Raw genomic sequence first — 25,400 nt, 5'->3', positions numbered from 1 at the left:
GGGGGCCTTTGACCACCCCCCCCCCCCTCTTTAAAAAACCACCCCCCAAAACCGCTGCTCATTTCGGTTGTTTTTGGGCGCCCCCCCCCCCCCGGGCGGGGGGGGGCCCCCCCCCCCCCCCCGCGCCCCTTCCCGGGAAGCTCCGGGTCAGCTGCCGCGCTCTCTCAGATGCCGTGCTTCTTGAGGATCGCCTCGATGTCGCTGAAGTCCTCGCTCGCGGCGGGCTTCGCCTTGGCCTGCGGTACGGGCTGGGCGGCCGGCGCACGGCCGGCGCCGAGCGAGGGGGCGGAGGCGGCCGGGGCGACCGCTTCGCGCTGGGCGGCCGCCGCGGCGGCCCTGCGTTCCCTGCGGGTGCCGCCGCCGCGCCGCTCGATGGCGCGGGTCGTCATGAACAGCAGCCAGGCGACCCCGAGCAGCCCGAAGCCGATCCACACACTCGGCTTGAAGACGATGCCGGACACCCACTGCACGACGCCGGTCATGACGAGACCGACGGGGACCAGCGAGTAGGCGGCGATGCGCGTGGCCGCGAGGAAGCGCTTGCGGTACGCCGTGACGGCAGCGATGCCCAGTCCGGCCGCGGACGCGGCGGAGCAGACGGTCTCGGCAAGCATCCGGTTCCTCCAGGCATGGGGGGTATGGCTTCCTTCCATCCTGCACCGGAACCCGGCCGGCGGGCCACGGTGCGCCCCGACCTCAGGGAGATCTCCGGGGCCAGATCCTCCCCAGGTCCCGGTTGCTGGAAGACTGGCCCCATGAGCGACACCACCTCCGGCAGCACCGCGGCCCCCGTCGTCCTCGACGTGTGGTGCGAGCTGCAGTGCCCCGACTGCCGTACCGCCCTCGACGACATCCGCGCGCTGCGCGCCCGCTACGGCGACCGCCTCGACATCCGGCTGCGGCACTTCCCGCTGGAGAAGCACAAGCACGCCTTCGCCGCGGCCCAGGCCGCCGAGGAGGCCTTCGAGCAGGGCCGGGGCTGGCCGTACGTGGAGGCCGTGCTCGCCCGCACCGAACGCCTCGCCGAGCAGGGCGAGCGCGTCCTGGTGGAGACGGCGGGCGAACTCGGCCTGGACGCCGACGAGTTCGACACCGCCCTCATCGACGGGCGGCACATCCTGATCGTCGACGCGGACCAGGCGGAGGGCAAGGCGATCGGGGTGACCGGCACTCCGACTTACGTCATCGGCGACGAGCGGCTCGACGGCGGCAAGAGCCAGGACGGGCTGCGCGCCCGCGTCGAGGAGATCGCGGACCGGCTGCTCGCCCAGTAGCTCAGAGCAGGCTCTTGTACTGGTGGTACCGGGTGGGCCGGTAGCCCAGCGACTCGTAGAGGCGCAGCGCCGGGGTGTTGCCCGCGAAGACGTGCAGCGCCAGCGTGTCCGCCCCGTCGGCCAGGGCCACGCCTTGCGCGAGCAGCATCAGCGAACGGCCGTGGCCCCGGCCGCGGTGCTCCGGCGCGACCCTGACGTCGAAGACGTAGGCGCCCTCCGCGGGCACCGGGCTCCGGCCCACCCACACGCTCCCGACCGGGCTCCCCCGGTCCTCCAGGACCAGGAACCGGGCCCCGGCGGTGGCGAGGCCGTCGGGCAGCAGCCTGCGGTGCTCCCCGGCGGCCCTCGCCCGCGCCTGCGCCTCGGGCACACCGCGCTCGATCCAGCTCCGCGCGAAGCTCTCGGCGTCCGCGCGCTCCCACACCTCGAACTCGTCCGCCCGCATGGGCCGCCCGGCCGTCCCGGCGGGCAACTCGGGCGCTGTGGGCGGGAGTTGCTTGACCATGTTCCGGCTGCGTTCGACGTAGCCGAGCGCACCGGCCATCCGCAGCGCCGCGTCCGCGTCCGCGGGCACCGAGAGGGTGACCTGGCCGCAGCCCCAGCCGCGCAGCACTTCCTCGGCGGCGAGGGCGGCGACGGTGCCGCGCCCGCGCCCGCGGTCGGCCTCATCGATCCACAGACCGTCGATCCGGCCCACGGCGGCCCCGAACCGGGCGTCGGTGGCGATCCGGATCCGTCCGACGCGTCGGCTGTTCACACACACGTCGTACGTACGCGACTTGGCGCCGTCGGCGCCCTGCTGGAGCGGCTCGGTCGGCCGAATGGTGGTGGTCATCAAGGCCGTTGTACCTGCCGCGGGGCCGCGCGTCACCGGCTTTTACGGGTCCAGATCGGAACCCGCCCGCTCATCGAAGATCCGCATGGCCTTCGCGGTGACCGGACCGGGCACCTGGATCGACACCCGCCCGTCGACGCGGTGCACGGCCTGCACATCGCGCAGCGTGGACGTCAGGAAGATCTCCTCGGCGCACCCCAGGACGTCCAGCGGCAGTGCGGTCTCCTGCGCCCCGGTCCATTCGACGGTCAGCGCGCGGGTGATCCCGCCGAGGCAGCCCGAGGCGAGCGGCGGGGTGTGCAGTTGCCCGTCGATCACCACGAAGACATTGGAGCCGGTGCCCTCGCAGAGCTGCCCCGCGGTGTTCGCGAAGAGGGCCTCGGAGGCACCCTGGCGGTGCGCCTTCGCGAGGGCGACGACGTTCTCGGCGTACGACGTGGTCTTCAGGCCCGCGACGGCGCTGTGCTCGTTGCGGGTCCACGGGACGGTGATCACGGCGGTGGTGTCGGGGCGGCGCGCGCTCTCGCCGAGCGCGACGACCAGGGTCGGCCCCGCATCGCCCCGGTCGGAGCCGAGCGGCGAGAGCCCGCCGGTGTAGGTGATGCGCAGCCGGCCGAGCGGCATCGGGTTCGCCTCGATGACGGCCGCGCAGGCGCGCCGCACCTCGTGGAGGTCCGGGTCGGGCAGGCCGAGGCCGCGGGCCGAGCGGGTCAGCCGGTCCAGATGGCGGGTGAGCGCGAAGGTCCGCCCGTGTACCGCCTTCACCGTCTCGAAGACGCCGTCGCCCACGGTGAGCCCGTGATCGAGGACGGACACCTGCGCGGCGTCGGCGCCCCGCAGTGCGCCGTTGACCCAGATCTGCATTTACGCGGTCCTTCCGATGTGCCCGCCGTGGACAGGGGCACCCGACGCTACCGCGAGCAGCCGCGAGGCCTTCAGCTCGGTCTCCTCCCACTCGCGCCCTGGGTCCGAACCCCAGGTGATGCCCGCCCCGGTGCCGAAGCGCAGCACGCCGAGCCCCCGGTCGATCCAGAACGTTCGTATACCGACGGCGAGCTCGCCCCGGCGCCGGTCGGCGTCGACCCAGCCGATGCCGCCGCAGTAGGGGCCGCGGGGCGCGGTCTCCAGGGCTTCGATGATCCGCAGCGCGCTGGACTTGGGCGCCCCGGTGACCGAGCCCGGCGGGAACGTGGCGCGGAACAGCTCCCGCCACCCGGCGCCCTGCTCCAGTTCGCCGCGCACGGTGGAGACGAGGTGGACGAGACCGGGGTGCTCCTCGACCGCGCAGAGCTCCGGCACGGTCACCGAACCGGTGGCGCAGACCCGCCCCAGGTCGTTGCGGACGAGGTCGACGATCATCACGTTCTCGGCGTGGTCCTTCTCCAGGAGGTCCGCCGCGGTCCGCCCGGTCCCCTTGATGGGCCCGGACTCCACGATCCGCCCCGTGCGCCGCAGGAACAGTTCGGGCGAGGCGGTCGCGATCTCCACGCCGTGCGCGGGCAGCCGGATCGTTCCCGCGTAGGGCGCGGGGTTGCCCCGGGCGAGCAGCGCGGTGAGCGCGTCCGCATCGGCCGCCGCCGGGTCGGGCAGCGGCGCGGTCAGGACGCGGCAGAGGTTCGCCTGGTAGACCTCGCCGGCCGCGATGTGCTCCCGGATGCGGCGTACGCCCGCCGTGTACGCGGCGCGGTCGAGGGAGGAGGTCCAGTCGGCCGCGGCGGGCCCGCGCCAGGCACCGGGGACGGGCGCGGGCACCGGCTGCGTACGGACGTCCCCGAAGCGGGCGCAGACGAGGCGGCCCTCGAAGTCGGCGGAGACGGCCCAGAAGCCGGTGGAGTCCAGGGCCTCGGGGTCGCTGGTGACATCACGCAGGTCCGAGGCGACGAGGCCGCCGAAGCGGGCCAGAGGAGCGAGGTCGGGCACGGGTGCGAGTCTATGGCCGGTGCGGGCGGGGTGCCCCTGAGTGGCCGGGAGGCGAACAGTCGCCCGGACCCCGGCCCGCGCGCCCACCAGGCGTAACGCAGCACGCTGCACAAACGCGTTTTTGTACTGGCCCGGGAATCCGCTAGAGTTCAACACGTCGCCGGGACGCGCAAGCGAAACGGAAACGACAAGCGGACGTGGCTCAGTTGGTAGAGCATCACCTTGCCAAGGTGAGGGTCGCGAGTTCGAATCTCGTCGTCCGCTCGATGTGGGGGATCTTCCCGGACCCCCATATGCACTCCTGGTGGAGTGGCCGAGAGGCGAGGCAACGGCCTGCAAAGCCGTCTACACGGGTTCAAATCCCGTCTCCACCTCCAGGCGCGATTAGCTCAGCGGGAGAGCGCTTCCCTGACACGGAAGAGGTCACTGGTTCAATCCCAGTATCGCGCACGCAGTAACACGAAGTAACCGGTCCAGCGGGTTTGGGACCGTCCCGCGCGATTAGCTCAGCGGGAGAGCGCTTCCCTGACACGGAAGAGGTCACTGGTTCAATCCCAGTATCGCGCACGCAGTAACACGAAGTAACCGGTCCAGCGGGTTTGGGACCGTCCCGCGCGATTAGCTCAGCGGGAGAGCGCTTCCCTGACACGGAAGAGGTCACTGGTTCAATCCCAGTATCGCGCACCAACCGGAACCCCCGGCCTTCTCGAAGGCCGGGGGTTCTGTCGTTCTGGTGGGCCCGACGCCCGTACCGTAAGTGAGGACCAACTCCCGTACGTGCAAAAGGCGTTGCCCGACCGGCTCCCCAGCCGATCGGGCAACGCCTTCTACTGCCGTCCGCCGCACCCCCGTCCCCACGGGGCTGAAATGGCCGGATGTCCCCGACCCGGTCCGCTCTACCGGGTCCGGGGCGCCGCTCAGCGCCCCAGCATCACGCCCACGGACGACGCTTGTGTGACCACCGCGTCCCAGCCGCCGAAGACGACTACGAGCAGGGCCGCCAGGGGAAGGACCATGGCCGTCGCCACCAGGGGGTGGCGCGGACCGGAACGGCGGGCACCGAACGCGGCGCTGTACGCCCTGCGTCCCTGCGTGCGGATGTTCGTCCGCGCAGCCGTGTCCGCCATGGTCCTCTCCTGTTCGATTCATTGGTGCGGTTGGCAGCGGCGGGTGTCTGACCTCGGGGGACGAGTGCTCCACCCGCCGCTTGACTTCAACAGTAGGGATCCGCGCGGCTCAGGACGTCATGCCCTCGTACCTATCTGCGGGCCTCCCAGGGGATGAGCCCTCCCCCTTGGACGTACTCCCCTGGGTGGAGACGGGACCCCTAGGCCTTGGGGTCTTCCCGGAGGGGTCGGGACTGGGCGCGGGTCTCCGCCTCCCCCGCGTCCTCCCTGGGGACGGGCTGCTCGACCAGGGCGAGCACCCGGGTGGCCATGAAGCGGGCCGTGCGCACGACCGTGCCGCTGCGCGTGACTTCGCTCACTTCCACCACCCCGCGACGGACCGCCGTCTCCACCCTGCGCCCCGCCCTGCTGGCCACCACTTCGTACGTCCGGGTCGTGTCTCCCGCGTCCACCACTATCTCCACGCGGTCACCCTTCATTGATCCAAACCCCCTTCTGCGACGGACCGTTGAGATCTCGCACGGGTCAGCAGCCATGGATCCGCGGCCTGCTGACCACTCTTCAAGTTTCCCACCCGGCACTGACAATCGCCCGGCCCGCGAGGGCGCGGCCTATGAGCACACCGGGCGGCGGGTACGTAAGCTGTGCCACGTCAACAGGACTGGCAGCGGGGATGAAAATGGCGATGATGCGGCTCCGGCGCGAGGACCCGCGTGTCGTCGGCTCGTTCAGGCTTCACCGGCGTCTCGGCGCGGGCGGCATGGGGGTCGTGTACCTCGGTTCCGACCGGCGCGGGCAGCGGGTGGCGCTGAAGGTGATCCGGCCCGATCTCGCCGAGGACCAGGAGTTCAGGTCCCGGTTCGCCCGTGAGGTCTCCGCGGCGCGGCGGATCCGGGGCGGTTGCACGGCCCGGCTGGTCGCCGCCGATCTGGAGGCGGAGCGGCCCTGGTTCGCGACGCAGTACGTCCCCGGGCCCTCCCTGCACGACAAGGTCGCCGAGGAGGGCCCGTTGACGGCCGCCGAGGCCGCCGCGATCGGCGCCGCGCTGTCCGAGGGCCTGGTCGCCGTGCACGAGGCAGGGGTCGTCCACCGGGACCTCAAGCCGTCCAACATCCTGCTGTCCCCGAAGGGGCCCAGGATCATCGACTTCGGGATCGCCTGGGCGACCGGCGCCTCCACGCTCACCCATGTCGGCACGGCCGTCGGCTCCCCCGGCTTCCTCGCGCCAGAGCAGGTGCGCGGCGCCGCGGTCACGCCGGCCACCGACGTCTTCTCGCTGGGCGCGACGCTGGCGTACGCCGCGATGGGCGACTCGCCCTTCGGGCACGGCAGTTCCGAGGTGATGCTCTACCGCGTGGTGCACGAGGAGGCGCAGTTGCGCGGGGTGCCGGACGCGCTGGCGCCGCTGGTGCGGGCCTGTCTGGCGAAGGATCCCGAGGAGCGCCCCAGCACGCTCCAGCTGTCGATGCGGCTCAAGGAGATCGCCGCCCGGGAGGCCCAGGGCGGTCTGCACGGCCACCCGGCGGCTCCGGACGTACGTCCTCCGGCGCAGCGCGAGCGCGTCGAGCTGGACCGGCCCACCGGGCGGCTCGACGAGCGCACCCAGCCGTACACCCAGGGCGGCCGGAGCACCGGAGCGCCGGTGTCCCGGTCCGGGCCCCGCACGGGCGGCTCGGCGCCGCGCACGGGTGGCTCGCGTCCTGGTGGGCCGCGCAGCAACGCGTCCCGTCCGGGGGGGCGTCCGGGGACGCGGCCCGGAGCGCGCACCTCCGGCGGCGGGCTGCGGCCCGCCAACCCTCGGCTGCTTCGGCAGCGGCTCACCGTTTTCGTGCTGGTGACGTTGATCGTGCTGTTGGGAATTGCCGCGGTCAAGCAGTTCTGAGCGTTCTGCCGGGAGCGTTGATTTTGGGCTGCGGGCCGTCGGTGGCCGGTCGCGCAGTTCCCCGCGCCCCTTCAGGGCGCGCGACCCTCAGGCCGTCGGCCGGCCCGTCGCCACCGCGTAGAAGGCGACGGCGGCCGCCGCGCCCACGTTGAGCGAGTCGACGCCGTGGGCCATCGGGATGCGTACCCACTCGTCGGCCGCGACCAGGGCCTGCCGGGACAGGCCGTCGCCCTCCGCGCCCAGCATCAGGGCCACCCTGTCGAGCTTGTGCGGGGCGGCGTCCTCGATGCTGGAGGCCTTCTCGTCGGGGGTCAGCGCGAGCAGCCGGTACCCGGCCTCGCGCACCGCGTCCAGGCCCCTGGGCCACGATTCCAGGCGGGCGTACGGGACCGAGAAGACCGCGCCCATCGACACCTTCACCGAGCGCCGGTACAGCGGGTCGGCGCAGTCCGGTGAGAGCAGGACCGCGTCCATGCCGAGGGCGGCCGCGCTGCGGAAGATCGCGCCGATGTTGGTGTGGTCGTTGACCGCCTCCATGACGACCACCCGGCGGGCGGTGGTGAGGAGTTCCTCGGCGGCCGGCAGCGGCTTGCGCTGCATGGAGGCGAGCGCGCCGCGGTGCACGTGGTAGCCGGTGACACGCTCGGCGAGGTCGGGGCTGACCGCGTACACCGGCGCCGGGAGCTCGTCGATGACGTCCCGCATGACGTCGACCCACTTGGCCGAGAGCAGCATCGAGCGCATCTCGTAGCCGGCGTCCTTGGCGCGTCTGATGACCTTCTCGCCCTCGGCGATGAAGAGGCCTTCGGCGGGTTCGCGGCGGCGCCGCAGCTCCACGTCGGTCAGGCCCGTGTAGTCGCGCAGACGGGGGTCGTCGGGGTCCTCGATGGTGATGAGATCAGCCACAGGGTGATACTGCCTTGTCCTGGGTGTGGTGCCAACGGCTGGGACGGAGATCCGTTACCGGTGGTTACGGGCGCGGGTTCACGGTGACGACATCGCCGATGACGATCACGGCCGGGGGCTTCACTTCCTCGGCCCTGGCGACCTCGCCGACGGTCGCCAAGGTGGCGTCCACGCGGCGCTGGGCGGCCGTGGTGCCCTCCTGGACGAGCGCGACGGCGGTGTCCGGGTTCTTGCCGTGCGCGATGAGCGCCCGCGCGATCGCGCCGATCTTGTCGACGCCCATGAGGATCACGAGCGTGCCGCGCAGCTGGGCCAGCGACTTCCAGTCGACCAGCGAGCGCGGGTCGTCCGGTGCCACATGGCCGCTGACCACGGTGAACTCATGAGCCACGCCCCGGTGCGTGACCGGGATCCCGGCGGCGCCCGGTACCGAGATGGAGCTGGAGATGCCGGGCACCACCGTGCAGGCGATGCCGGCCTCGGCGAGCGCCTGGAGCTCTTCCATGCCGCGGCCGAAGACGTAGGGGTCGCCGCCCTTGAGCCGGACGACCGCCTTGCCCGCCTTGGCGTGCTCGATCAGCGCGTTGTTGATGGCCTCCTGGGCCATGAACCGGCCGTACGGGATCTTCGCGGCGTCGATCACCTCGACGTGCGGCGGGAGTTCGTCGAGGAGGTCGCGGGGGCCGAGCCGGTCGGCGATCACCACGTCCGCCTCGGCGAGCAGCCTGCGGCCGCGCACCGTGATCAGGTCCGGGTCGCCGGGCCCGCCGCCGACCAGCGCGACGCCCGGGGTGCGGGTGCGCTGCTGCGGGGCGACCAGGGTGCCGTCGCGCAGGCCCTCCACGACCGCGTCGCGGATGGCGGCGCTGCGGCGCGGGTCGGGGGTGTCGGTGGTGAGTACGGCGACCGTCACGCCCTCGGAGCGGCCAGTGGCCGGGGTCCAGGCGGTGGCGGCGCTCGCGTCGTCGGAGCGTACGCACCAGACGCGGTGGGCCTCGGCCTCGGCGGAGACCCGGTCGTTGGCCTCGGCGTCGGCGGTCGCGACCAGGGCGTACCAGGCATCCGCCAGGTCGCCGTCCTGGTAGCGGCGGCGCACCCAGCCGATCTCGCCCGCGTCGGCCATCGCCTCGACCGAGGGGGTGGCGCTCGGGGAGATCAGCGTGACGTCGGCCCCGGCGGCGATCAGGGCCGGGAGGCGGCGCTGGGCGACCTGGCCGCCGCCGATGACGACGACTCGGCGGCCGGTGAGGCGGAGGCCTACGGGGTACGCGGGGTGTTCGACCATGGCGGCGGTGCTCCTCGGGCGGGGCTTGCGTGAGGTGGGCCGCTGCGGCGGTGAAGCGGCTGGTGGGAGGGGTACGCGATCCCGCGGGACAGCCTAAGGGGCGAGCGGGTGGGGCGGCACGGGCAGGGGCCGGGGTCAGCGCCCCGGCCCCTGCCTGTGCGTACGGGCTACTTCTCGGTGACGCCCGCCGAGTCGAACGTCGCCACCTCGTGCATCGCGCGGGCCGCGCTCTGCACCACCGGGAGGGCGAGCAGGGCGCCCGTGCCCTCGCCGAGGCGCAGGTCCAGGTCGACCAGCGGGCGCAGGCCCAGCTTGTTGAGGGCCGCGACGTGGCCGGGCTCGGCGCTGCGGTGGCCCGCGATGCAGGCGGACAGCACCTCGGGCGCGATCGCGCGGGCGACCAGGGCGGCCGCTCCCGTGCTGACGCCGTCGAGGATCACGGGCGTACGCAGTGAGGCACCGCCGAGCAGGAAGCCGACCAGGGCCGCGTGCTCCAGGCCGCCGACCGCGGCGAGTACGCCGATCGGGTCGGCCGGGTCCGGCTGGTGGAGGTCGAGCGCGCGGCGTACGACGTCGACCTTGCGGGCGTGCGTCTCGTCGTTGATGCCGGTGCCGCGGCCGGTGACCTCGGCGGGGTCGACGCCCGTGTACAGGGAGATGAGGGCGGCCGACACCGTGGTGTTGGCGATGCCCATCTCGCCGGTGAGGAGCGCCTTGTTGCCCGCTGCCACGAGGTCGCGAGCGGTCTCGATGCCGACCTCGATCGCGGCGACGGCTTCCTCGCGGGTCATCGCGGGACCGGTCGTCATGTCGGCGGTGCCCGGTCGCACCTTGCGGGGCAACAGGCCCGGCGTGGCCGGGAGTTCGGAGGCGACACCCACGTCGATGACGCAGACCTCGGCCCCGACCTGGTTGGCGAAGGCGTTGCAGACCGCGCCGCCGCCGAGGAAGTTGGCGACCATCTGGCCGGTGACTTCCTGGGGCCAGGGGGTGACGCCCTGCGCGTGCACGCCGTGGTCGCCCGCGAAGATCGCGACGGCGGCCGGCTCCGGGATCGGCGGCGGGCACTTGCGCGAGAGGCCGGCCAGCTGCGCGGAGATGATCTCCAGCATGCCGAGCGCGCCCGCGGGCTTCGTCATCCGCTTCTGGCGCTCCCACGCCTCTCCGAGCGCCTTGGCGTCCAGCGGGCGGATGTTGGCGACGGTCTCCTCAAGGAGGTCGTGCGGGTCCTCGCCGGGCAGCGCGCGGCGGCCGTACGTCTCCTCGTGGACGACCCAGGACAGCGGACGGCGCTTGGACCAGCCCGCCTGCATCAGCTCGGGCTCGTCCGGGAACTCGTCGACGTAGCCGACGCAGAGGTAGGCGACGACTTCGAGGTGCTCGGGCAGGCCGAGGGCGCGGACCATCTCGCGCTCGTCGAAGAAGGAGACCCAGCCGACGCCGAGGCCTTCGGCGCGGGCGGCGAGCCACAGGTTCTCGACGGCGAGCGCCGAGGAGTACGGGGCCATCTGCGGCTGGGTGTACCGGCCCAGGGTGTGCCGGCCGCCGCGCGTCGGGTCCGCGGTGACCACGATGTTCACCGGGGTTTCGAGGATGGCCTCGATCTTCAGTTCCTTGAACTGCTTGGCCCGGCCCTTGGGCAGCGACTTGGCGTACGCCTCGCGCTGGCGCTGGGCGAGTTCGTGCATGGTGCGGCGGGTCTCGGCGGACCGGATGACCACGAAGTCCCAGGGCTGCGAGTGGCCGACGGAGGGCGCCGTGTGGGCCGCCTCCAGGACGCGGAGCAGCACTTCGTGCGGGATGGGGTCGCCTCGGAAGCCGTTGCGGATGTCGCGGCGTTCGCGCATGACGCGCAGCACGGCCTCGCGCTCGGCGTCGTCGTACCCGGGGGCGGCGGGCGTCTGCTCGGGGGCCTCGATGATCTCGGCCGACTCCTCGGCGTCGGCGGGCGCCGACGACCCGGTCGCGGGTTCGGCGACCGGCTCCTGCTCGGAGGCGGGCTGCGGCGCGGCGATCACTTCGAGCGCCTCTTCGACCGCGGTCGGGGCTTCGGGGGTTGCCCGCGCGGCCGGTTCGGCGACCGGCGCGGGTTGCCCCTGTCGCGGTACGCGTACGGGCTCGGGGGCCTGGACCGGCTCGGCGACGGCAGCCGCGGGAGCCTCGGCCACGGGCCGGGGCAGCTCGGGCGCGGGCTCGGCCACCGGCTGCGGCGCCTGCTCCTCGGCCACGGCCTCCGGCACGGGCACGGCGGCGACCGGCGCGGGCGCCGGGGTCTGCGCCACCGCGACCGGCTCGGGCTGGGCGGCCGGGGCTTCGACGGGCGCGGGCTCGGCCGCCACCGGCTGCGGGGGTACGGCCTCGGCGACGGGCTGTGCCGCGACCGGCTCGACGGGGGCGGGTCCGACCACGATCGGCTCGACCACGATCGGTCCGGCGGCGACCGGCTCGGCGGCCACGGGCTGGGCGGCCGGAGCCGGAGCGGGGACCTCGGGGGTGACCGGCTCGACCGCGATCGGAGCGACCGGCTCCGGCTGAGCGGGGACCGCGACGGGCTCGGGGACCTGCTGCTGGACTTCCTGCGGACCCGGCGCCTCCGGCGCGGGAGCGGCCTGGGCCGGCGCGGGCGAGAGATGGGGGGTGGTCGGGACCGTGCCGTCGACCGGCACGAACTGGCCCACCGGCTGCGGCTGAACGGGCTGCTGAGCCGCCTGCTGGGCGACGAGCTGGTCCACGAGCAGCGCGGGCTGCGCGACGGGCTGCCCCGCGGGCTGGGCGGACTGTTCGGCGGGCTGCGGCTGAACGGCCGGAACCTGTGCCCGCACCGCGAAGTCCTCCGGGACGACCGTTTCTGCAGGGGGCATGGGGGTGTTGAGTGACGCGTGGGGCGCGGAACGCTGCTGAGGCGTCCATGCCATCCCGGCCTGCGGGATCTCTCCGAGCTGCGGTCCGGGCAGCTGGGCCGCGGGCTCCTCGCGCGGGACATCGAGGTACTCGGGGCCTGCGGTCGGCGGTCCGGGGTTGCGCACCGGCACCGGGTTCACGGGCGTACCGGCGGCCGGGCCCCGGTCCGCGAGGGAGCGTACGACACCGGCCGAGGCGTCCGGCACCTGCGGGCCGAGGTGGAGCGGGCGGCGGGCGGGCGGGGTCGCCCCGGCGGGCGCCTGGGCCGCGACCCGTACGCCACCGAAATCGACGGAGCCGGTGTCGCGGCCGCCGGTCTCGTGCGCGCCGGGTTCGGCGGCGGCCGGTACGGGCGGCACCTGGGCGGTGACCGGCGCGGGCGCGGACTGCGGGTCGATCCAGGCGCCTTGGGCGCCCGGCATCAGCAGCAGATCGTCGTCTTCCGCGGCGTTCGCCGAGTTGTCTGCGGGATCGAGGAAGGTGTAGGCGCCGGGAGCGGGGGCGCCCGGCTGTTCCACCATGCCTGCGTTCTCCGGCAGTCCCTCGCCCGGGACCTGGCCGGTGTCAGTCATGCGTACCCCTTGCCCATCTGTAGTGCTCCTTCGGCCTGCGCCCGGGACCGCACACGCTGGGCGGCACCCGTCGCTCAGAACGTGTGCGCCGCGCGGTGCGAACGGCCCGCAGGCGTCAACGACACCATGCATTGTGGCGGGCCTTCGCCGCCGTGGCGGTCAGTCTCGGCCACGGACCGTGTGGGCTGCGCCACGTTGCGCGTCCCCCGGATGTGCCGTACCGCGAACGGGGTTCCAAAGCGGCTCCCTGTCCCGGACATTGGCGAGCGGAGCGCCGAACGGCCGGGTGCGGTACAACGATCGGCCAGCCTACCCCCCGCGACGCGCCGAAGGGGTCACGGGGATCTTTCCTTCCGCCTTCCGGAGAGCAGGAAGACGACCGAGCGTTCGCGCTCCGACCAGGCGCTCGTGTCGAGGTCGACCGATTGGAGGAGCGCGCACTCGACTTCGTAACCGCCGGCGCTCAGCGCGGCGCCCACGGCCTCGGCCTCGTCGCGGGTGGCCGCGTGCGTCACGATGCGCTCCGGCCTGCGATCCGCGCAGGCCTCCACGACGGCCGCGCCCCCGCCTCCGACGCGCACGACGTCGGGCTCGGGCAGCGACTCCAGGACGTGGGGGGCCCTGCCGCGCACGACCTGGACCTGAACTCCGAGGCGGCGGGCGGCGGATTCGGTACGCGCGCAGGCCTCCGCGTCGTCGTCGACGGCGATCACGGCGGCGCCGAACCGGGCCGCCTCGGCGGCCAGCGCGCCGCTGCCGCAGCCGATGTCCCAGACGAGGTCGCCGATGCGCGGGCCGAGCCTGGCGAGTTGGGCGGCGCGCAGCTCGGTGGACTCGCCGACGCCGAGCCCGGCGCCGTACTCGCGGGCGGGCAGCGCCCAGCCGCGCAGCGCGGAGGGGTACCCGGGGGCGGGTCCGGCGAGCCAGCCGTCGCCCTCGGTCGCCGGGCCGCCGCCGAGGACGATGACGACGTTGGGGTCGCGCCAGGCGTGGTCGGCGGCGTTCTCGGAGGTGAGGACGGTGACCCGCTCGCGGTCGCTGCCGAGTTCCTCGCAGATGACGAAGGTGCGGTGGACGCCGTCGAGGAGCAGCGCGAGTTCGGCGGGGCCGGCCCCGGGCGAGGTGAGGACGGCGACCTTGGGGTGGGCGCGGCAGACGTTGACGGCGCGGCGCAGCGTGCGGGAGTGGGCGACGACGATCTGGGCGTCGTCCCAGGGCATTCCGGCCCGCGCGAAGGCGGCGGCGACGGCGGAGACGGCGGGCACGACCTCGACCTCCAGGCCGTGCTCGGGCGCCCGGAGGGTGCGTACGACGCCGAAGAAGCCGGGGTCGCCGTCGGCGAGGACGACCGCGCTCCCGCGGTGTCCGGCGATGCGGCGGGCGGCCAGGCTCACGCTGCCGAGCCGGATGCGCTCGGCGCCGGCCGGTACTTCGGGGAGCGCGAGGTGGTGTGCGGCGCCGGCCACCAGGGTGGCCGCGGAGAGCGCGGAGGTGGCCGCGGCGGTGAGCGGCGAGCCGTCCCAGCCGATCACCGTGACGCGGTCGGCCATCGTCGTCAGTCTCCAGATGTCGTCGCAGGTCGGGACAGCCCGGCGGATGCGCCGGGTACGGATCGAGGGTAGCCGCGGATTTCCGTTCCGGTCGGCGGGCGCGGGCCGGATCCCGTCGGTGGAGCGGCCCTGCCCCGGTCACCCGGGGGCGTGTCCGGTCAGTTCCAGTCGGTGAAGGAGGCGTATCCGGCGTCCGCGAACTGGTCGACGACGCCGTCGAGGTCCTCCGGGAGCAGGCTCCACACGATGAGGTCGGTGCGGAAGTCCGTCCAGCCCCCGTCCTCCGTCTGGGTCCGCGCTATCCAGGCGTTGCGCAGTACGCCCTCGCTGATGCAGCCGATCTTCTGCGCGACTTGCTGGGAGGCGGTGTTGTCGGCGGCGGTGCGCAGCTCCAGGCGCTCGAACCGCTGGTCCCCGAACAGCCATTGGGCGGTGGCGAGCACGGCCTCGGTGGCGTAGCCCTCGCCGCGCGCCCAGGGCCCCACGACATAGCCGATCTCGGTGGCCAGGGTGCGCCAGTTGGTCTTCTGGAGGTGGACGATGCCGACGAGGCGCTGGGTGAGGAACTCGGTGACCGCCAGAACGATTCCTCGGCCCGCGGTGCGTTCGCCGGGGGCGATGTGGCGGACCCAGTCCTCGGCGTCGCGGGCGGTGTAGGGGTGGGGCACCGAGGTCCAGGCGACGGTCTGCTCGTCGTTCATCATCTCGATGAGCGCGGGGACGTCGGCGTCTTCGAAGGGGCGCAGCACCAGCCGGTCCGTGCTGATGGAGATGTCCGGGAACACCGGAAGGGGGGTAGTCATGTGCCGCTCCATGCCGTGGACCGCCGTGAGGCCGTGGTGCCCGTGAGGGCCGTGGGGCTCTCGGGGACCGTCGGCCGTAAAGGACCGTAAAGGCACAGCATGCAGCATCGGGCCCGCGAGGCACATGGCCGGGTGCGCCTCGCGACAAAGGCCCCGGGCACCCTGGGGGCGTCCGGGACCTCCGTACTGCCGTGCCGGGAGCGCTACTTGGCGGCGCCGAACGCGGGGATGACCGAGCCCGCGTACTTGTCGGTGATGAACTTCTTGACCTCGTCGGAGTTCAGGAGCTTGGCGAGCTTCTGGATGCGCGGGTCGTTCTCGTTGCCCTGCTTGACCGCGAGGAAGTTGGCGTAGGGGTTGCCGTCCGCCTTCTCCAGGGCGAGGGCGTTCTTGGCCGGCTTCAGGCCGGCCTCGATGGCGTAGTTGCCGTTGATGACCGCGGCGTCGACGTCGTTCAGGGCGCGGGGCAGCGTCGCGGCCTCCAGCTCCTTGAACTTCAGGCCCTTGCTGTCCTTGATGTCGGAGAGCTTGGCCCCGGCGCCCGCGCCGTCCTTCAGGGTGATCAGGCCGTTGGCGGCGAGCAGTTGGAGCGCGCGGCCCTCGTTGGTGGTGTCGTTGGGGACGGCGATGGTCTGACCGGACGTCAGGTCCTTGAGCGACTTGACCTTGTGGGAGTAGACGCCGAGCGGCTCCAGCTCCACGTTGACGACCGGCACGATGTGGGTGCCGTTCTTCTTGTTGAAGTCGTCCAGGTAGGGCTTGTGCTGGAAGAAGTTGGCGTCGACCTGGCCCTGCTCGGTGGCGGTGTTCGGCAGGACGTAGTCGGTGAACTCCTTCACCTCCAGCTTGAGTCCGGCCTTGGCCGCCAGGTTGTCCTTGACGAACTTCAGGATGTCGGCGTGCGGGGTCGGGGACGCGGCGACGACCAGCGCCTTCGACTCGTCGGCCTTGGCGCCGTCCACCTTGGCGGCCGGCTTCGGGTCGGAGGAGGAGCCGCAGGCGGTGAGGCCGACGGCGAGCGCGGCGGTGGCGAGGGCGGCAGCGGTGATCTTGGTGTTCTTACGCACGAAAAGTGCCTCTTTCTGGTGGTGCGGTGGGTCGCCCGGACAAGGAGTGCGGGCCCTGGGAAGGAAAGTTCAGGAGGTCCGGCCGCGGCGGGCGAGGAGGCGGACGACGCCGTCGCCGAGCAGCTGGATGACGGTGACGATCACGATCAGGATCGCCACGGTGATGAGCATGAAGGTGGTCTCGAAGCGCTGGTAGCCGTAGGTGATGGCGACCGAGCCGAGCCCGCCGCCGCCGACCGCGCCGGCCAGCGCGGAGTAGCTGACCAGGGTGATCACGGTGGTGGTGACGGCCGAGACGAGGGAGGGCAGGGCCTGCGGGAGCAGCACCTTCCACACGATGGTGGGGATGCCGCCGCCCATGGACTGGACGGCCTCCACGAGACCGTGGTCGACCTCGCGGACCGCGGTCTCCACGAGCCGCGCGAAGAACGGGATCGCACCGATGGAGAGCGGCACGATCATGGCGCTGGGGCCGATGAAGGTGCCGACGGCCCAGGTGGTGAAGGGGATCAGGGCGATCAGCAGGATGATGAAGGGCAGCGAGCGGCCGATGTTCACGATCACGCCGATGACCTTGTTCACCGGATGGTTCTGGAGCAGCCCGCCCTTGTCGGTGAGGACAAGGAGCACACCGAGCGGCAGCCCGAGCCCGATGGTGACGACGGTCGCCCACAGCACCATGTAGAAGCTGTCGTACGTTCCCTGCGACAGCAGCGGCTGCATCTCCGACCAGCTCACTTGGCACCTTCCTCGACCAGGTCGAGCGCCTGGCTGTCGTCCACCACGTCCACCTGGAGGCCCTGCTCGCGCAGGAAGCCGACCGGGACCACGTTGTCCTCGTAACGGCCGGGCAGTTCGATCCGCATACGGCCGATCTGCTTGCCGGCGACGGTGTCCATGGCGGCACCCAGGATCGAGATGTCGATGTTGTACGTGCGCGCCAGCTGGGAGATGACCGGCTGGGTGGCGGCCTCGCCGTGGAAGGTGACGTCGATGACGGTGCGCTCGGGGCCGGAGGCCGCGCCGCTCACCGGGAACAGTTCGGCGGCGAGCTCGGAGCCGGGGGTGGCGAGCAGTTCGCTGACCGTGCCGGACTCCACGACCTTGCCCTTCTTCATCAGAGCGGCCGAGTCGCAGATCGTCTTCACGACGTCCATCTCGTGCGTGATGAGCAGGACGGTGAGGCCGAGCTGCTGGTTGAGGTCGCGCAGGAGCTGGAGGATCGAGCGGGTGGTCTCCGGGTCGAGGGCGCTGGTCGCCTCGTCGGAGAGCAGCACCTTGGGGTCGCCGGCCAGGGCGCGGGCGATGCCGACGCGCTGCTTCTGGCCGCCGGAGAGCTGCGCGGGGTAGGCCTTGGCCTTGTCGGCGAGGCCCACCAGGTCGAGCAGTTCGAGGGCCTTGCGGGAGCGCTCGTTGCCGGAGACGCCGAGGATCTCCAGGGGCAGCTCGATGTTGTCCTGAACGGTGCGCGCGGACAGCAGGTTGAAGTGCTGGAAGACCATGCCGATGCGGGAGCGGGCCCGGCGCAGGTCCTTGCCGGCCCGCCGGCCGCGGCCGGCCAGCGCGGTGAGGTCGACGCCGTCGACCGTGACCGTGCCGGAGGTGGGTCGCTCAAGGAGGTTGACGCAGCGGATGAGGGAGGACTTGCCGGCGCCGCTCTGGCCGATGACGCCGTACACCTCGCCCTCGCGGACGTGCAGGTCGACGCCGTCGAGCGCGGTGATATCTCGTCCGCGCGACTGGTAGACCTTGGTCAGGCCCGTTGTGGTGATCACAGGATTTCCGTCACTGTCGAGTGCACGGCGCGGGGTATGCCGGGCACGGGGCAAACGTGTTCGGGGCGCGGCTCGGCCTCATCGGTGGGTACCGGGGGCACGGTGTGCGCGGGGGCAGGCCGGATCCGTGTGCTGGTACGGATTCGGGCGCGGCCGACGGGTCTCGCTTCGGGGCGCGAGGCTCAGGCGGGGGCCCTCAGAAGGCGCACATTCGACACATACAACGAGCACCGGGCGTCATCATCGCCTCGGTCGCAAGGGTGCGGCTGCTCGTCGTGGTCATGCGGCAAGTAAAGCAGAACCGGACGGGAACGAATCAGGGATGTCCGAATAGCGGACATCCCTGGATCGCCATACGGACGGTCGCGGACAGGCTCAGCCGGCCGTGACGATCTCCACGCCATCGTTCGTGACCTGCACGGACACGGCCGAGAGGTCGCTCACGAGCACGTCGGCGACGAGCTCCCCGGCCCGGTGCGTTGTGGTCAAGGCCACGGTCGTCATGCCCGCCGCGCGGCCGGCGGCGAGCCCCGCCGGGGCGTCCTCGAACACCACGCAGCGCGCCGGGTCCACGCCGAGGCGGGCCGCCGCGAGCAGGAAGGGCTCGGGGTCGGGCTTGCCCCGGGTGACGTCGTCGGCGGAGACCAGGTGCTTGGGGCTGATGCCGGCCTCGCCGAGCCGGGCCTCGGCCAGCCTGCCGGTGGCCGAGGTGACCACGGCCCAGCGGTCGGCGGGGAGCGAGGCGAGCAGGTCGGCGGTGCCGGGCAGCAGCACGACTCCCCCGGCGACGTCCTCGACCTCCAGCTCCTCGATCCGGGCCAGGGCGGCCGGTACGACATCGGCGGGCAGCAGGTCGGCGACTATCTCGATCGCGGGGCGGCCGTGCAGCTCGACCCGGGCGAAATCCTCGGCGGTGATCCCGTACTCCCGCGCCCAGCGGGTCCAGCAGCGGGTGACGGACTCGATGGAGGAGACGAGTGTTCCGTCGTTGTCGAACAGCAGGGCGTCAGCGTGGATCTTCATGCCTCCCGACCCTACGTGCGGGGGTGGGGGTGAGCGCATCGGGCCTTTCGGCCCGTAATACCCTCGTCCCCATGCTCGACGCCCTGACGGTCGCGGTCTCCGCCGCCGCGCTCGCCCTCGCTGCCTGGTGCGGATTCGCCGCATACCGGGACCAGCCCACCAAGGACTGGCACTTCATCGGCATGGCCGTGGTCACCGTCCTCGCGCTGGCCCAGCTGGTGATCGGTCTGGTGCAGCTCGGCCGCGGCGAGAAGCCCGCGCAGGGCACGGCGATCTTCATCGCGTATCTGGCCGGCGCCTTCGCGGCCGTCCCGGCGGCGGGGTTCCTCTCGCTCTCCGAGCGGACCAAGTGGGGTTCGGTGACGGTGTCGGCGGGCGCCGTGGTGCTGGCCGTGCTCGAAGTGCGTCTCTACGACATCTGGGGAGGCTGACCGTGACCGAGTCCGCCACTGACACCACGCCCGCCCCGAAGCTCGGCTCCGGGCCCGGCCGGGTGCTCGTCTGGTTCTACGGGGTGTTCACCGTGGCCGCGGCGTCCCGCTCGATCGTCCAGATGATCATGGACTTCGGCAAGGCGCCGCTGGCGTACGTGCTGTCGGCGATCGCGGCCTGCGTCTACGGCTTCATCACGTACTCGCTCGTACGCGGCGGCGAGAAGGCCCGCCGGGCAGCGCTGGTGTGCTGCGCGGCGGAGCTCCTCTTCGTTGTGACGGTGGGGACATGGACCCTGGCCGACGCCTCCGCCTTCCCGGACGCGACGGTGTGGTCGGACTACGGCATGGGCTACCTGTTCATCCCGGTGATCCTGCCGGTGCTCGGCATGCTCTGGCTGCGCAAGGCCAAGCGCTGACCAGCTGAGACGGTCGGCTAGGCGCTGGCCGCGAACTGCTGGGGTGCCGCGTCCTTTTCGAGGGTGATCAGGGACAGGCGAGCGCTCACCGACTCCGTGGCGACGGTCGCGTAACCGTGCTTGCGGTACAGCCGCAGGTTCGACTCGCTGCGGTGGCCCGTGAAGAGCTGGAAGCGCTTGGCGGCGAGCTCCGCCGCGAAGTGGCCCTCGATGGCGTCCAGGAGGCGGCCGCCCAGGCCGTGCCCCTGCATCCGGGGATGGACGATGAGCTTGTTGATCCGGCCGGTGCCCGACGCGTCGACGCTGCCGCGCACGGAGGCCACCACCTCGTCGCCGAGCCGGGCCACCAGGGCGTATCCCGTGGAGAGTTCGGCCCGCAGTCCCTCCAGGGTCTGCGTCAGGGGCTCGATCGAGTAGTCGCCGTAGAGCTCGGCCTCGCTCTGGTAACACAGGTACTGCAGCTTCAGTATCTGCTCGGCATCCTGTGCGCCGGCCGCAGAGATGGTCACGCTCATGCCCATGTGTGCATGCCTCCCGCTCAACTGGTCCCCCGGTTGTCTATCGCTCCTTTCCCCCGCGTTCAGGAGCCGCAACCTCCGCCGCCAGCATTCTGCGCAGGCATCCCAGGCAACGGGAACGCATCGGCCCCAGGCTGCCCTGTGAGATATCCAACTCCCCTGCGATTTCCCGGTAGGTGGGGTCGTCCGGCGAGAGCAGCGCGGCGAGCAGGCGGGGGCAGTTGCCGGGGGTGCGGCCGACCGCCGCGTGCAGGATGCGGCGCCGCTCGGCGGTGATGGCGGCGAGTTCGGGCCCGGGGTCCGGGTCGGCGGCGGGTTCGCTGCCGTACGGCCGCTCGTGGCGCCGGAGCCGGCGGGCGCGGCGCGCCTCGGCCCGTACGGCGGTGCGGACCCAGCGCGCCGGGTCCGCCGGGTGCTGTTCCAGGAGCCGTACCCAGACGGCCTGTTCGAGGTCGGCGGCGTCGACTCCGGTGCCGGGTGCCTCGGCCGCGGCCTCGGCGGCGAGGAGCGGGCTGAGCGCTGTGACGAGATCCATGCCGGGCGGGACGCGCCCGCCGCGGAACGCGGTTTCCACGGCGGGCACTTCTCACTCGTACGTGGGCCAAACCACGCGGGCGGAACCAACTGGCCGTCAGCGTGCGGCCGTCAGCGCCTGCGGAAGTCGGCCGCGGCGAGCAGCGCGGTGTCCGCGTTGTCGGAGAACACCGCGTCGATGCCGGTCGCGAAGTACGTCTTGAAGGCCCCGAAGGCGTCCCCGTAGGCGTTGGGGTCGGTGCCGCGCCGGAAGTCGGCGGGCAGGAAGGTGTTCTCGTTGCGCATCGTGTACGGGTGCAGGATCAGGCCCTGCCGGTGGGCGTCGCGCACCAGCGTGGTCGGCCGGGTCAGCCTGCCCGCCGCGTCCTTCGGGATGATCAGGTCGAGGGTGGGGCCGATGCCCTGGGCGTACGAGGCGATCCACTTCAGGCCCGCGGGCCCGACCAGGTCGTCGACGGTGCGCGGGTCGCCGCTGACCACGAAGTCCCAGGGCTTGGTGCCCGCGTTGGAGAGCAGCACCACCGAGGGCGTGCCGACCAGCTCGGACAGGCGCTGGATGCTGCTGGGCTCGAACGATTCGAGGAACTGCGGGGAGTCGGCGCGGTGGCGCCCGTAGCGGCGGAGCAGCCCCGCGAGCCGGTCCTCCAGGGGCAGCCCGATGCTCCGGAAGTAGGTGGGGTGCTTGGTCTCGGAGTGCAGCCAGATGCGGCGGCCCAGGCGGCGGCCCTGCTCCTCCGCCCAGCGCAGCACCTCCTCGAAGGTGGGCACCTCCCAGCGGCCGTCGTACAGGGTGTTGTGCTGCCGGTTGCCCGGGATGCGCTCCTTGGCCCGCAGCGTCTTGAGTTCGGCGAGCGTGAAGTCCTCGGTGAACCAGCCGGTGACGGCGGTCCCGTCGACGGTCTTGGTCGTCTTGCGCGCCGCGAACTCGGGGTGGGCCGAGACGTCCGTGGTGGCCGAGATGTCGTTCTCGTGGCGGCACACCAGGTGCCCGTCCTTGGTCGGCACCAGGTCCTGCTCGATGACGTGGGCGCCGAGGTCGAGGGCGTGCTGGTAGGAGCCGAGCGTGTGCTCGGGGCGGTACCCGGCGGTGCCGCGGTGTCCTATGACGTACGGAACGGGCAGGTCACGGTAGCCGCCCCGGCCCCCGCCGCGCTGCGCGGCCGAAGCCGGTGCGCCCGCGAGCCCGGTGGCCGCCGTGCCCAGCACGGCCGCGCCCGCCGCGCCCAGCACGGTGCGCCGTCCGGGGCTCATCCGCTCACCATCAGTCATGAACACTCCTCGTTCGTCATGGGTCCCACTGCTGTTTCCTGCATGTCCCGCACCTGTCAAAGCGAGAGGACGAGCGTAGGCGGACCGGGCTGAAGAGCGGGGTGCTTCTCGGGTACGCGGGAGCGAAGGAGGGCGGAACCCGGCGGAAACGCATGTCAACAGTGCGTATCCACTTCGTGAACCCGATGTGCGATCAGCGGTGACCCGCGAGTATCGTCCTCACCTGCACAGACATCCAACCCCCACCCCAGACGACTCCGGAGGGCCCGTTGTCCCGCTTCGCGCTCATCAAGGCAGTGCTCGGACCGATCATGCGCCTGATGTTCCGCCCACAGGTGGAAGGCGCCGAGAACATCCCGGGAACCGGTCCAGTCATCCTCGCCGGCAACCACGTGACGTTCATCGACTCGATCGTGCTGCCCATCGTGTGCGACCGGCAGGTCTCCTTCATCGGCAAGGACGAGTACGTCACCGGCAAGGGTTTCAAGGGCCGCCTGATGGCCTGGTTCTTCACCGGGGTCGGCATGATCCCGGTCGACCGGGACGGCGCCAACGGCGGTGTGGCCGCGCTGATGACCGGCCGCCGCGTCCTGGAGGACGGCCAGATGTTCGGCATCTACCCGGAGGGCACCCGCTCCCCCGACGGCCGCCTGTACCGGGGCCGCACCGGCGTCGCGCGGCTCACCCTGATGACGGGCGCGCCGGTGGTGCCGTTCGCGATGATCGGCACCGACAAGCTCCAGCCGGGCGGCGCGGGCATGCCGCGCCCCGGCAAGGTGACGGTCCGCTTCGGCGAGCCGATGGAGTTCTCCCGCTACGAGGGCATGGACCGCGACCGCTATGTGCTGCGGGCCGTGACGGACTCGGTGATGGCCGAGGTCATGCGGCTGTCCGGGCAGGAGTACGTGGACATGTACGCCACGAAGGCCAAGGCGGCGTAAGCGCTCCGCCGGGGGCGGGGGCTTTCGGCCGCGGGCCGTGCGTGGCTGGTCGCGCCCACGCGGCGGAGCCGCACGATGTCACAGCCCCGCGCCCCCGGCAGGACCGCAGCAAGTCCCCGTGGCATCAAGCCAGTTGGGCCGTACCCCGGTGTTCCGGGGTACGGCCCTTTCGCTTGCCCGCGCCCCCGGCAGGTCGCGTCAAGGGAGTCGGGGGATCAGTGTTCCACGCCGTCCGCCAGCTTCTGGCCGCGCAGGAGGAACCAGGCCGCGGCCGCCGTCGCGAACAGGACCACCGAGCCGACCCCGGCCGCCGTCTGGAAGCCGCTGGTGAACGCGTCCCTGGCGGCGGACAGCATGGCCTGCGCCTGGTCGGGCGGAAGTTTCGCCGCGGCTTCGACGGCGCCGCCGAGCGAGTCGTGTGCCGCGGCCGCGACGTCCGCGGGCACCTCGGCCGGGGCGTGGAAGCCCCGGTAGATGCCGGTCACCACCGAGCCGAGCAGCGCGATGCCGAGGGCGGCGCCGAGTTCGTACGCGGTCTCGGAGACCGCCGACGCCGCTCCCGCCTGCTCCTTGGGGACGCTGGAGAGGATGACGTCGCTGGTCACCGTGAAGGCGAGGCCCGCGCCGAGGCCGCCGACGAACAGGGCGATGCCGAGCGACACGATCCGGGTGTCCGCACCGAGCGCCACACAGGCGGCGAGGGCCAGAGCGACGGCCGCGAGCCCCCCGGAGACCGCGGCGCGCACGGAGGCCCGGCGGGCGATCGTGCCGGCCGCCAGCCCGGCGCCCACCGCGCCGACCGCGGCGGGCAGTTCGATCAGTCCGGCCTCCAACGGCGAGCGGCCCTGGACCAGTTGGAGGAACTGGGAGAGGAAGAACACCAGACCCGACAGGCCGAGGATGGTCAGCAGATCGGCGAGTACCGCTCCGGAGAAACCCCGGTGGTGGAACAGCCGGATGTCCAGGAGGGGCGAGGCGAGCGTCCGCTGCCGCCGTACGAACCAGACCAGCGCCGCGACGCCGAGCACCCCCGCCACCACGATGTACCAGTGGAACCCGTTGACCGCGGCTTCCTTGACCGCGTACACGACGGCGACCACGCCGATGAGGGAGAGCACGACGCTGGGCAGGTCCCAGGGCCCGGGGTTCGGGTCGCGCGACTCGGGCAGCAGCTTGATGCCGACGAGGACCAGGACGGCCATCACGGGCAGGTTGATGAGGAAGACCGAGCCCCACCAGAAGTTCTCCAGGAGGAACCCGCCGACGACCGGCCCGACCGCCGCGCCGGCGGAGGCGGCGGCGCCCCAGATGCCGACGGCGAGGCTGCGTTCCTTCGGGTCGTGGAAGATGTTGCGGATCAGCGCGAGGGTGGACGGCATCAGGGTGGCGCCCGCGACGCCGAGCAGCGCCCGCGCCAGGATCATCATCTCCGGGCTGGTGGCGTACGCGTTGAGCACGGACACCGCGCCGAACGCCACGGCGCCCATGAGCAGCAGCTTCTTGCGTCCGATGCGGTCGCCGAGGCTGCCCATCGAGACCAGCAGACCGGCGATGACGAACGAATAGACGTCACCGATCCACAGCAGCTGGGTGGCGGACGGCTTGAGGTCTTCGCTGAGGAACGGGGTGGCGAGGCCGAGCACCGTCGCATCGACGGCGACGAGCAGCACGGCGAGCACCAGCACCGCGAGCGCGAGCCACCGGCCCGCGCGTTCGGCGGCATGGTGCGCCCTGGGTTCCGTTGCGGTCACTTCTCCACGCTCCGCCGTACGCCGCCGAGCAGCAACTCGGCGATCATGTACTGGAAGTCCTTGGCGGCTACCCGGCCGTCCTGCACGGACCAGGCGCCCGCACCGATCAGCCCGTACAGGGCCTCGGTGAGCCAGGCGGGGGTGAGGTCGATGCGGAACTCGCCCTGTTCCTGGCCGCGCCGGAAGAGCGCGGAGACGCGGGCGTCGAGGCGGGCCCAGCCCTCGTTCATCTGCTCGCCCTCGAAGAGCTGGTTCTCGGTGACGAGGAAGGCGAGCAGGCCGGCGACGGGCTCGACCTCGGCGACCAGGCGCCGCAGCGCGTCGCAGGAGTTCCCCTCGTCGAGGCGGGCCGCGTCCAGGGCCGCCTCCAGTTCCCGGATGCCGAGTTCCTCCAGCGCCCGGACCAGGGCTTCCCGCCCGGCGAAGTGCCGGTGCAGGGTGGCCCGGCCGATCCCGGCGGCGCGGGCGACCTCGTCCATGGTGGCGGTGGCTTTGCGGGTGAGCAGGGCGGCTGCGGTGCGGAGCACCTGGTCTCGGTCCACGGTCATGAGACAACCATAGCCATGGTGAGACACAAATGTCTCACCATGGCTATGGGGCGCCGGGAGCCGGGGCGG

25 protein-coding genes and 5 tRNA genes are annotated in these 25,400 nt (G+C 72.4%); 10 read left to right on the top strand and 20 right to left on the bottom strand.

Features of this window, described 5'->3' with window-relative positions; translation table 11 throughout:
- Positions 1-164: 164 nt before the first annotated feature.
- Positions 165-614 carry a hypothetical protein gene (locus ACIQ8J_RS10500; RefSeq protein ID WP_403266163.1) on the bottom strand — a complete coding sequence of 150 codons (450 nt, stop codon included), beginning with the start codon at positions 612-614 and terminating at the stop codon, positions 165-167.
- A 141-nt stretch (positions 615-755) separates the two neighbouring features.
- On the opposite strand from ACIQ8J_RS10500, the gene ACIQ8J_RS10495 reads away from it, so the two are divergent.
- Positions 756-1,274, top strand: a complete 519-nt coding sequence (locus ACIQ8J_RS10495) for a DsbA family protein (protein ID WP_403266160.1) — start codon at positions 756-758, stop codon at positions 1,272-1,274.
- A gap of 1 nt (position 1,275) precedes the next feature.
- Here ACIQ8J_RS10495 and ACIQ8J_RS10490 read toward each other — a convergent pair whose 3' ends face one another.
- Genes ACIQ8J_RS10490 through ACIQ8J_RS10480 form a run of 3 tightly spaced genes read right to left on the bottom strand, consistent with a single transcriptional unit; the run spans position 1,276 to position 4,029 of the window.
- Entirely contained in the window at positions 1,276-2,109 is an 834-nt protein-coding gene (locus ACIQ8J_RS10490) for a GNAT family N-acetyltransferase (protein WP_403266157.1), read from the bottom strand.
- Positions 2,110-2,151: 42 nt separating this feature from the next.
- Positions 2,152-2,973, bottom strand: coding sequence for an aminotransferase class IV (locus ACIQ8J_RS10485; protein WP_403266154.1), 822 nt, complete (start codon positions 2,971-2,973; stop codon positions 2,152-2,154).
- Positions 2,974-4,029, bottom strand: coding sequence for a chorismate-binding protein (locus tag ACIQ8J_RS10480; RefSeq protein ID WP_403266151.1), 1,056 nt, complete (start codon positions 4,027-4,029; stop codon positions 2,974-2,976). It lies immediately after the preceding gene.
- Positions 4,030-4,220: 191 nt separating this feature from the next.
- Here ACIQ8J_RS10480 and ACIQ8J_RS10475 point away from each other — a divergent pair.
- The 5 genes from ACIQ8J_RS10475 (at position 4,221) to ACIQ8J_RS10455 (ending at position 4,716) form a co-directional block, all read left to right on the top strand.
- Positions 4,221-4,293 (top strand) — tRNA-Gly (locus ACIQ8J_RS10475).
- Between the two features lie 39 nt (positions 4,294-4,332).
- Positions 4,333-4,406, top strand: a tRNA-Cys gene (locus tag ACIQ8J_RS10470).
- Between the two features lies 1 nt (position 4,407).
- A tRNA-Val gene (locus ACIQ8J_RS10465) sits at positions 4,408-4,479 on the top strand.
- A gap of 45 nt (positions 4,480-4,524) precedes the next feature.
- A tRNA-Val gene (locus tag ACIQ8J_RS10460) sits at positions 4,525-4,596 on the top strand.
- A 45-nt stretch (positions 4,597-4,641) separates the two neighbouring features.
- Positions 4,642-4,716 (top strand) — tRNA-Val (locus ACIQ8J_RS10455).
- A gap of 230 nt (positions 4,717-4,946) precedes the next feature.
- Here the strand turns inward: ACIQ8J_RS10455 and ACIQ8J_RS10450 are convergent.
- Both ACIQ8J_RS10450 and ACIQ8J_RS10445 read right to left on the bottom strand, forming a co-directional pair.
- The gene (locus tag ACIQ8J_RS10450; protein WP_403266148.1) at positions 4,947-5,156 is read right to left on the bottom strand and encodes a hypothetical protein; all 210 of its coding nucleotides are present in this window, start codon (positions 5,154-5,156) and stop codon (positions 4,947-4,949) included.
- A 200-nt stretch (positions 5,157-5,356) separates the two neighbouring features.
- A complete protein-coding gene (locus ACIQ8J_RS10445; RefSeq protein ID WP_403266145.1) occupies positions 5,357-5,635 on the bottom strand; it encodes a hypothetical protein in 279 nt (92 codons plus the stop codon).
- 200 nt (positions 5,636-5,835) lie between these two features.
- Between ACIQ8J_RS10445 and ACIQ8J_RS10440 the strand changes: the two genes are divergently transcribed.
- A complete protein-coding gene (locus ACIQ8J_RS10440; RefSeq protein WP_403266612.1) occupies positions 5,836-7,038 on the top strand; it encodes a protein kinase in 1,203 nt (400 codons plus the stop codon).
- Positions 7,039-7,125: 87 nt separating this feature from the next.
- On the opposite strand, the gene ACIQ8J_RS10435 is transcribed toward ACIQ8J_RS10440, so the two are convergent.
- From ACIQ8J_RS10435 to ACIQ8J_RS10395, 9 genes are all read right to left on the bottom strand, one after another.
- Positions 7,126-7,944 carry a TrmH family RNA methyltransferase gene (locus ACIQ8J_RS10435; RefSeq protein WP_403266142.1) on the bottom strand — a complete coding sequence of 273 codons (819 nt, stop codon included), beginning with the start codon at positions 7,942-7,944 and terminating at the stop codon, positions 7,126-7,128.
- Positions 7,945-8,008: 64 nt separating this feature from the next.
- On the bottom strand, positions 8,009-9,229 hold the full coding sequence (cobA, locus tag ACIQ8J_RS10430) for a uroporphyrinogen-III C-methyltransferase (protein ID WP_403266139.1): 1,221 nt from the start codon (positions 9,227-9,229) through the stop codon (positions 8,009-8,011).
- 167 nt (positions 9,230-9,396) lie between these two features.
- Positions 9,397-12,702, bottom strand: coding sequence for a nicotinate-nucleotide--dimethylbenzimidazole phosphoribosyltransferase (gene cobT, locus ACIQ8J_RS10425; RefSeq protein ID WP_403266136.1), 3,306 nt, complete (start codon positions 12,700-12,702; stop codon positions 9,397-9,399).
- A gap of 335 nt (positions 12,703-13,037) precedes the next feature.
- Positions 13,038-14,252, bottom strand: a complete 1,215-nt coding sequence (gene cbiE / locus ACIQ8J_RS10420) for a precorrin-6y C5,15-methyltransferase (decarboxylating) subunit CbiE (RefSeq protein WP_403266133.1) — start codon at positions 14,250-14,252, stop codon at positions 13,038-13,040.
- Between the two features lie 158 nt (positions 14,253-14,410).
- Positions 14,411-15,067, bottom strand: a complete 657-nt coding sequence (locus ACIQ8J_RS10415) for a GNAT family N-acetyltransferase (protein ID WP_403266131.1) — start codon at positions 15,065-15,067, stop codon at positions 14,411-14,413.
- Positions 15,068-15,258: 191 nt separating this feature from the next.
- Positions 15,259-16,122 carry a MetQ/NlpA family ABC transporter substrate-binding protein gene (locus ACIQ8J_RS10410; RefSeq protein WP_403266128.1) on the bottom strand — a complete coding sequence of 288 codons (864 nt, stop codon included), beginning with the start codon at positions 16,120-16,122 and terminating at the stop codon, positions 15,259-15,261.
- Between the two features lie 69 nt (positions 16,123-16,191).
- A complete protein-coding gene (locus tag ACIQ8J_RS10405) occupies positions 16,192-16,860 on the bottom strand; it encodes a methionine ABC transporter permease (RefSeq protein ID WP_403266125.1) in 669 nt (222 codons plus the stop codon).
- On the bottom strand, positions 16,857-17,897 hold the full coding sequence (locus tag ACIQ8J_RS10400) for a methionine ABC transporter ATP-binding protein (protein ID WP_403266123.1): 1,041 nt from the start codon (positions 17,895-17,897) through the stop codon (positions 16,857-16,859). The genes ACIQ8J_RS10405 and ACIQ8J_RS10400 overlap by 4 nt, the downstream gene beginning before the upstream one ends.
- Positions 17,898-18,272: 375 nt before the next feature.
- Positions 18,273-18,920 carry an HAD-IA family hydrolase gene (locus tag ACIQ8J_RS10395; RefSeq protein WP_403266120.1) on the bottom strand — a complete coding sequence of 216 codons (648 nt, stop codon included), beginning with the start codon at positions 18,918-18,920 and terminating at the stop codon, positions 18,273-18,275.
- A 71-nt stretch (positions 18,921-18,991) separates the two neighbouring features.
- On the opposite strand from ACIQ8J_RS10395, the gene ACIQ8J_RS10390 reads away from it, so the two are divergent.
- Both ACIQ8J_RS10390 and ACIQ8J_RS10385 read left to right on the top strand, forming a co-directional pair.
- A complete protein-coding gene (locus ACIQ8J_RS10390; RefSeq protein ID WP_403266117.1) occupies positions 18,992-19,351 on the top strand; it encodes a hypothetical protein in 360 nt (119 codons plus the stop codon).
- Positions 19,352-19,353: 2 nt separating this feature from the next.
- Positions 19,354-19,770, top strand: coding sequence for a hypothetical protein (locus tag ACIQ8J_RS10385; protein WP_403266114.1), 417 nt, complete (start codon positions 19,354-19,356; stop codon positions 19,768-19,770).
- A gap of 17 nt (positions 19,771-19,787) precedes the next feature.
- On the opposite strand, the gene ACIQ8J_RS10380 is transcribed toward ACIQ8J_RS10385, so the two are convergent.
- The 3 genes from ACIQ8J_RS10380 to ACIQ8J_RS10370 form a co-directional block, all read right to left on the bottom strand.
- Positions 19,788-20,291 (bottom strand): GNAT family N-acetyltransferase, encoded by a 504-nt coding sequence (locus ACIQ8J_RS10380; protein WP_403266111.1) that lies wholly within the window; start codon positions 20,289-20,291, stop codon positions 19,788-19,790.
- Between the two features lie 37 nt (positions 20,292-20,328).
- Positions 20,329-20,823: a sigma-70 family RNA polymerase sigma factor gene (locus ACIQ8J_RS10375; RefSeq protein ID WP_403266609.1), complete on the bottom strand. Its 495-nt coding sequence runs from the start codon at positions 20,821-20,823 to the stop codon at positions 20,329-20,331.
- A gap of 110 nt (positions 20,824-20,933) precedes the next feature.
- On the bottom strand, positions 20,934-22,091 hold the full coding sequence (locus tag ACIQ8J_RS10370; RefSeq protein WP_403266108.1) for a glycerophosphodiester phosphodiesterase: 1,158 nt from the start codon (positions 22,089-22,091) through the stop codon (positions 20,934-20,936).
- 311 nt (positions 22,092-22,402) lie between these two features.
- Between ACIQ8J_RS10370 and ACIQ8J_RS10365 the strand changes: the two genes are divergently transcribed.
- Positions 22,403-23,032: a lysophospholipid acyltransferase family protein gene (locus ACIQ8J_RS10365; RefSeq protein WP_403266606.1), complete on the top strand. Its 630-nt coding sequence runs from the start codon at positions 22,403-22,405 to the stop codon at positions 23,030-23,032.
- A gap of 215 nt (positions 23,033-23,247) precedes the next feature.
- On the opposite strand, the gene ACIQ8J_RS10360 is transcribed toward ACIQ8J_RS10365, so the two are convergent.
- Both ACIQ8J_RS10360 and ACIQ8J_RS10355 read right to left on the bottom strand, forming a co-directional pair.
- Entirely contained in the window at positions 23,248-24,783 is a 1,536-nt protein-coding gene (locus ACIQ8J_RS10360) for an MFS transporter (RefSeq protein ID WP_403266105.1), read from the bottom strand.
- The gene (locus tag ACIQ8J_RS10355; RefSeq protein ID WP_403266102.1) at positions 24,780-25,331 is read right to left on the bottom strand and encodes a TetR/AcrR family transcriptional regulator; all 552 of its coding nucleotides are present in this window, start codon (positions 25,329-25,331) and stop codon (positions 24,780-24,782) included. The genes ACIQ8J_RS10360 and ACIQ8J_RS10355 overlap by 4 nt, the downstream gene beginning before the upstream one ends.
- Between the last annotated feature and the right edge of the window lie 69 nt (positions 25,332-25,400).

It is taken from the genome of Streptomyces sp. NPDC094147, from assembly GCF_044764265.1.
Taxonomy (GTDB): Bacteria; Actinomycetota; Actinomycetes; order Streptomycetales; family Streptomycetaceae; genus Streptomyces.
This window is presented reverse-complemented; position numbering and strand designations above follow the sequence as displayed.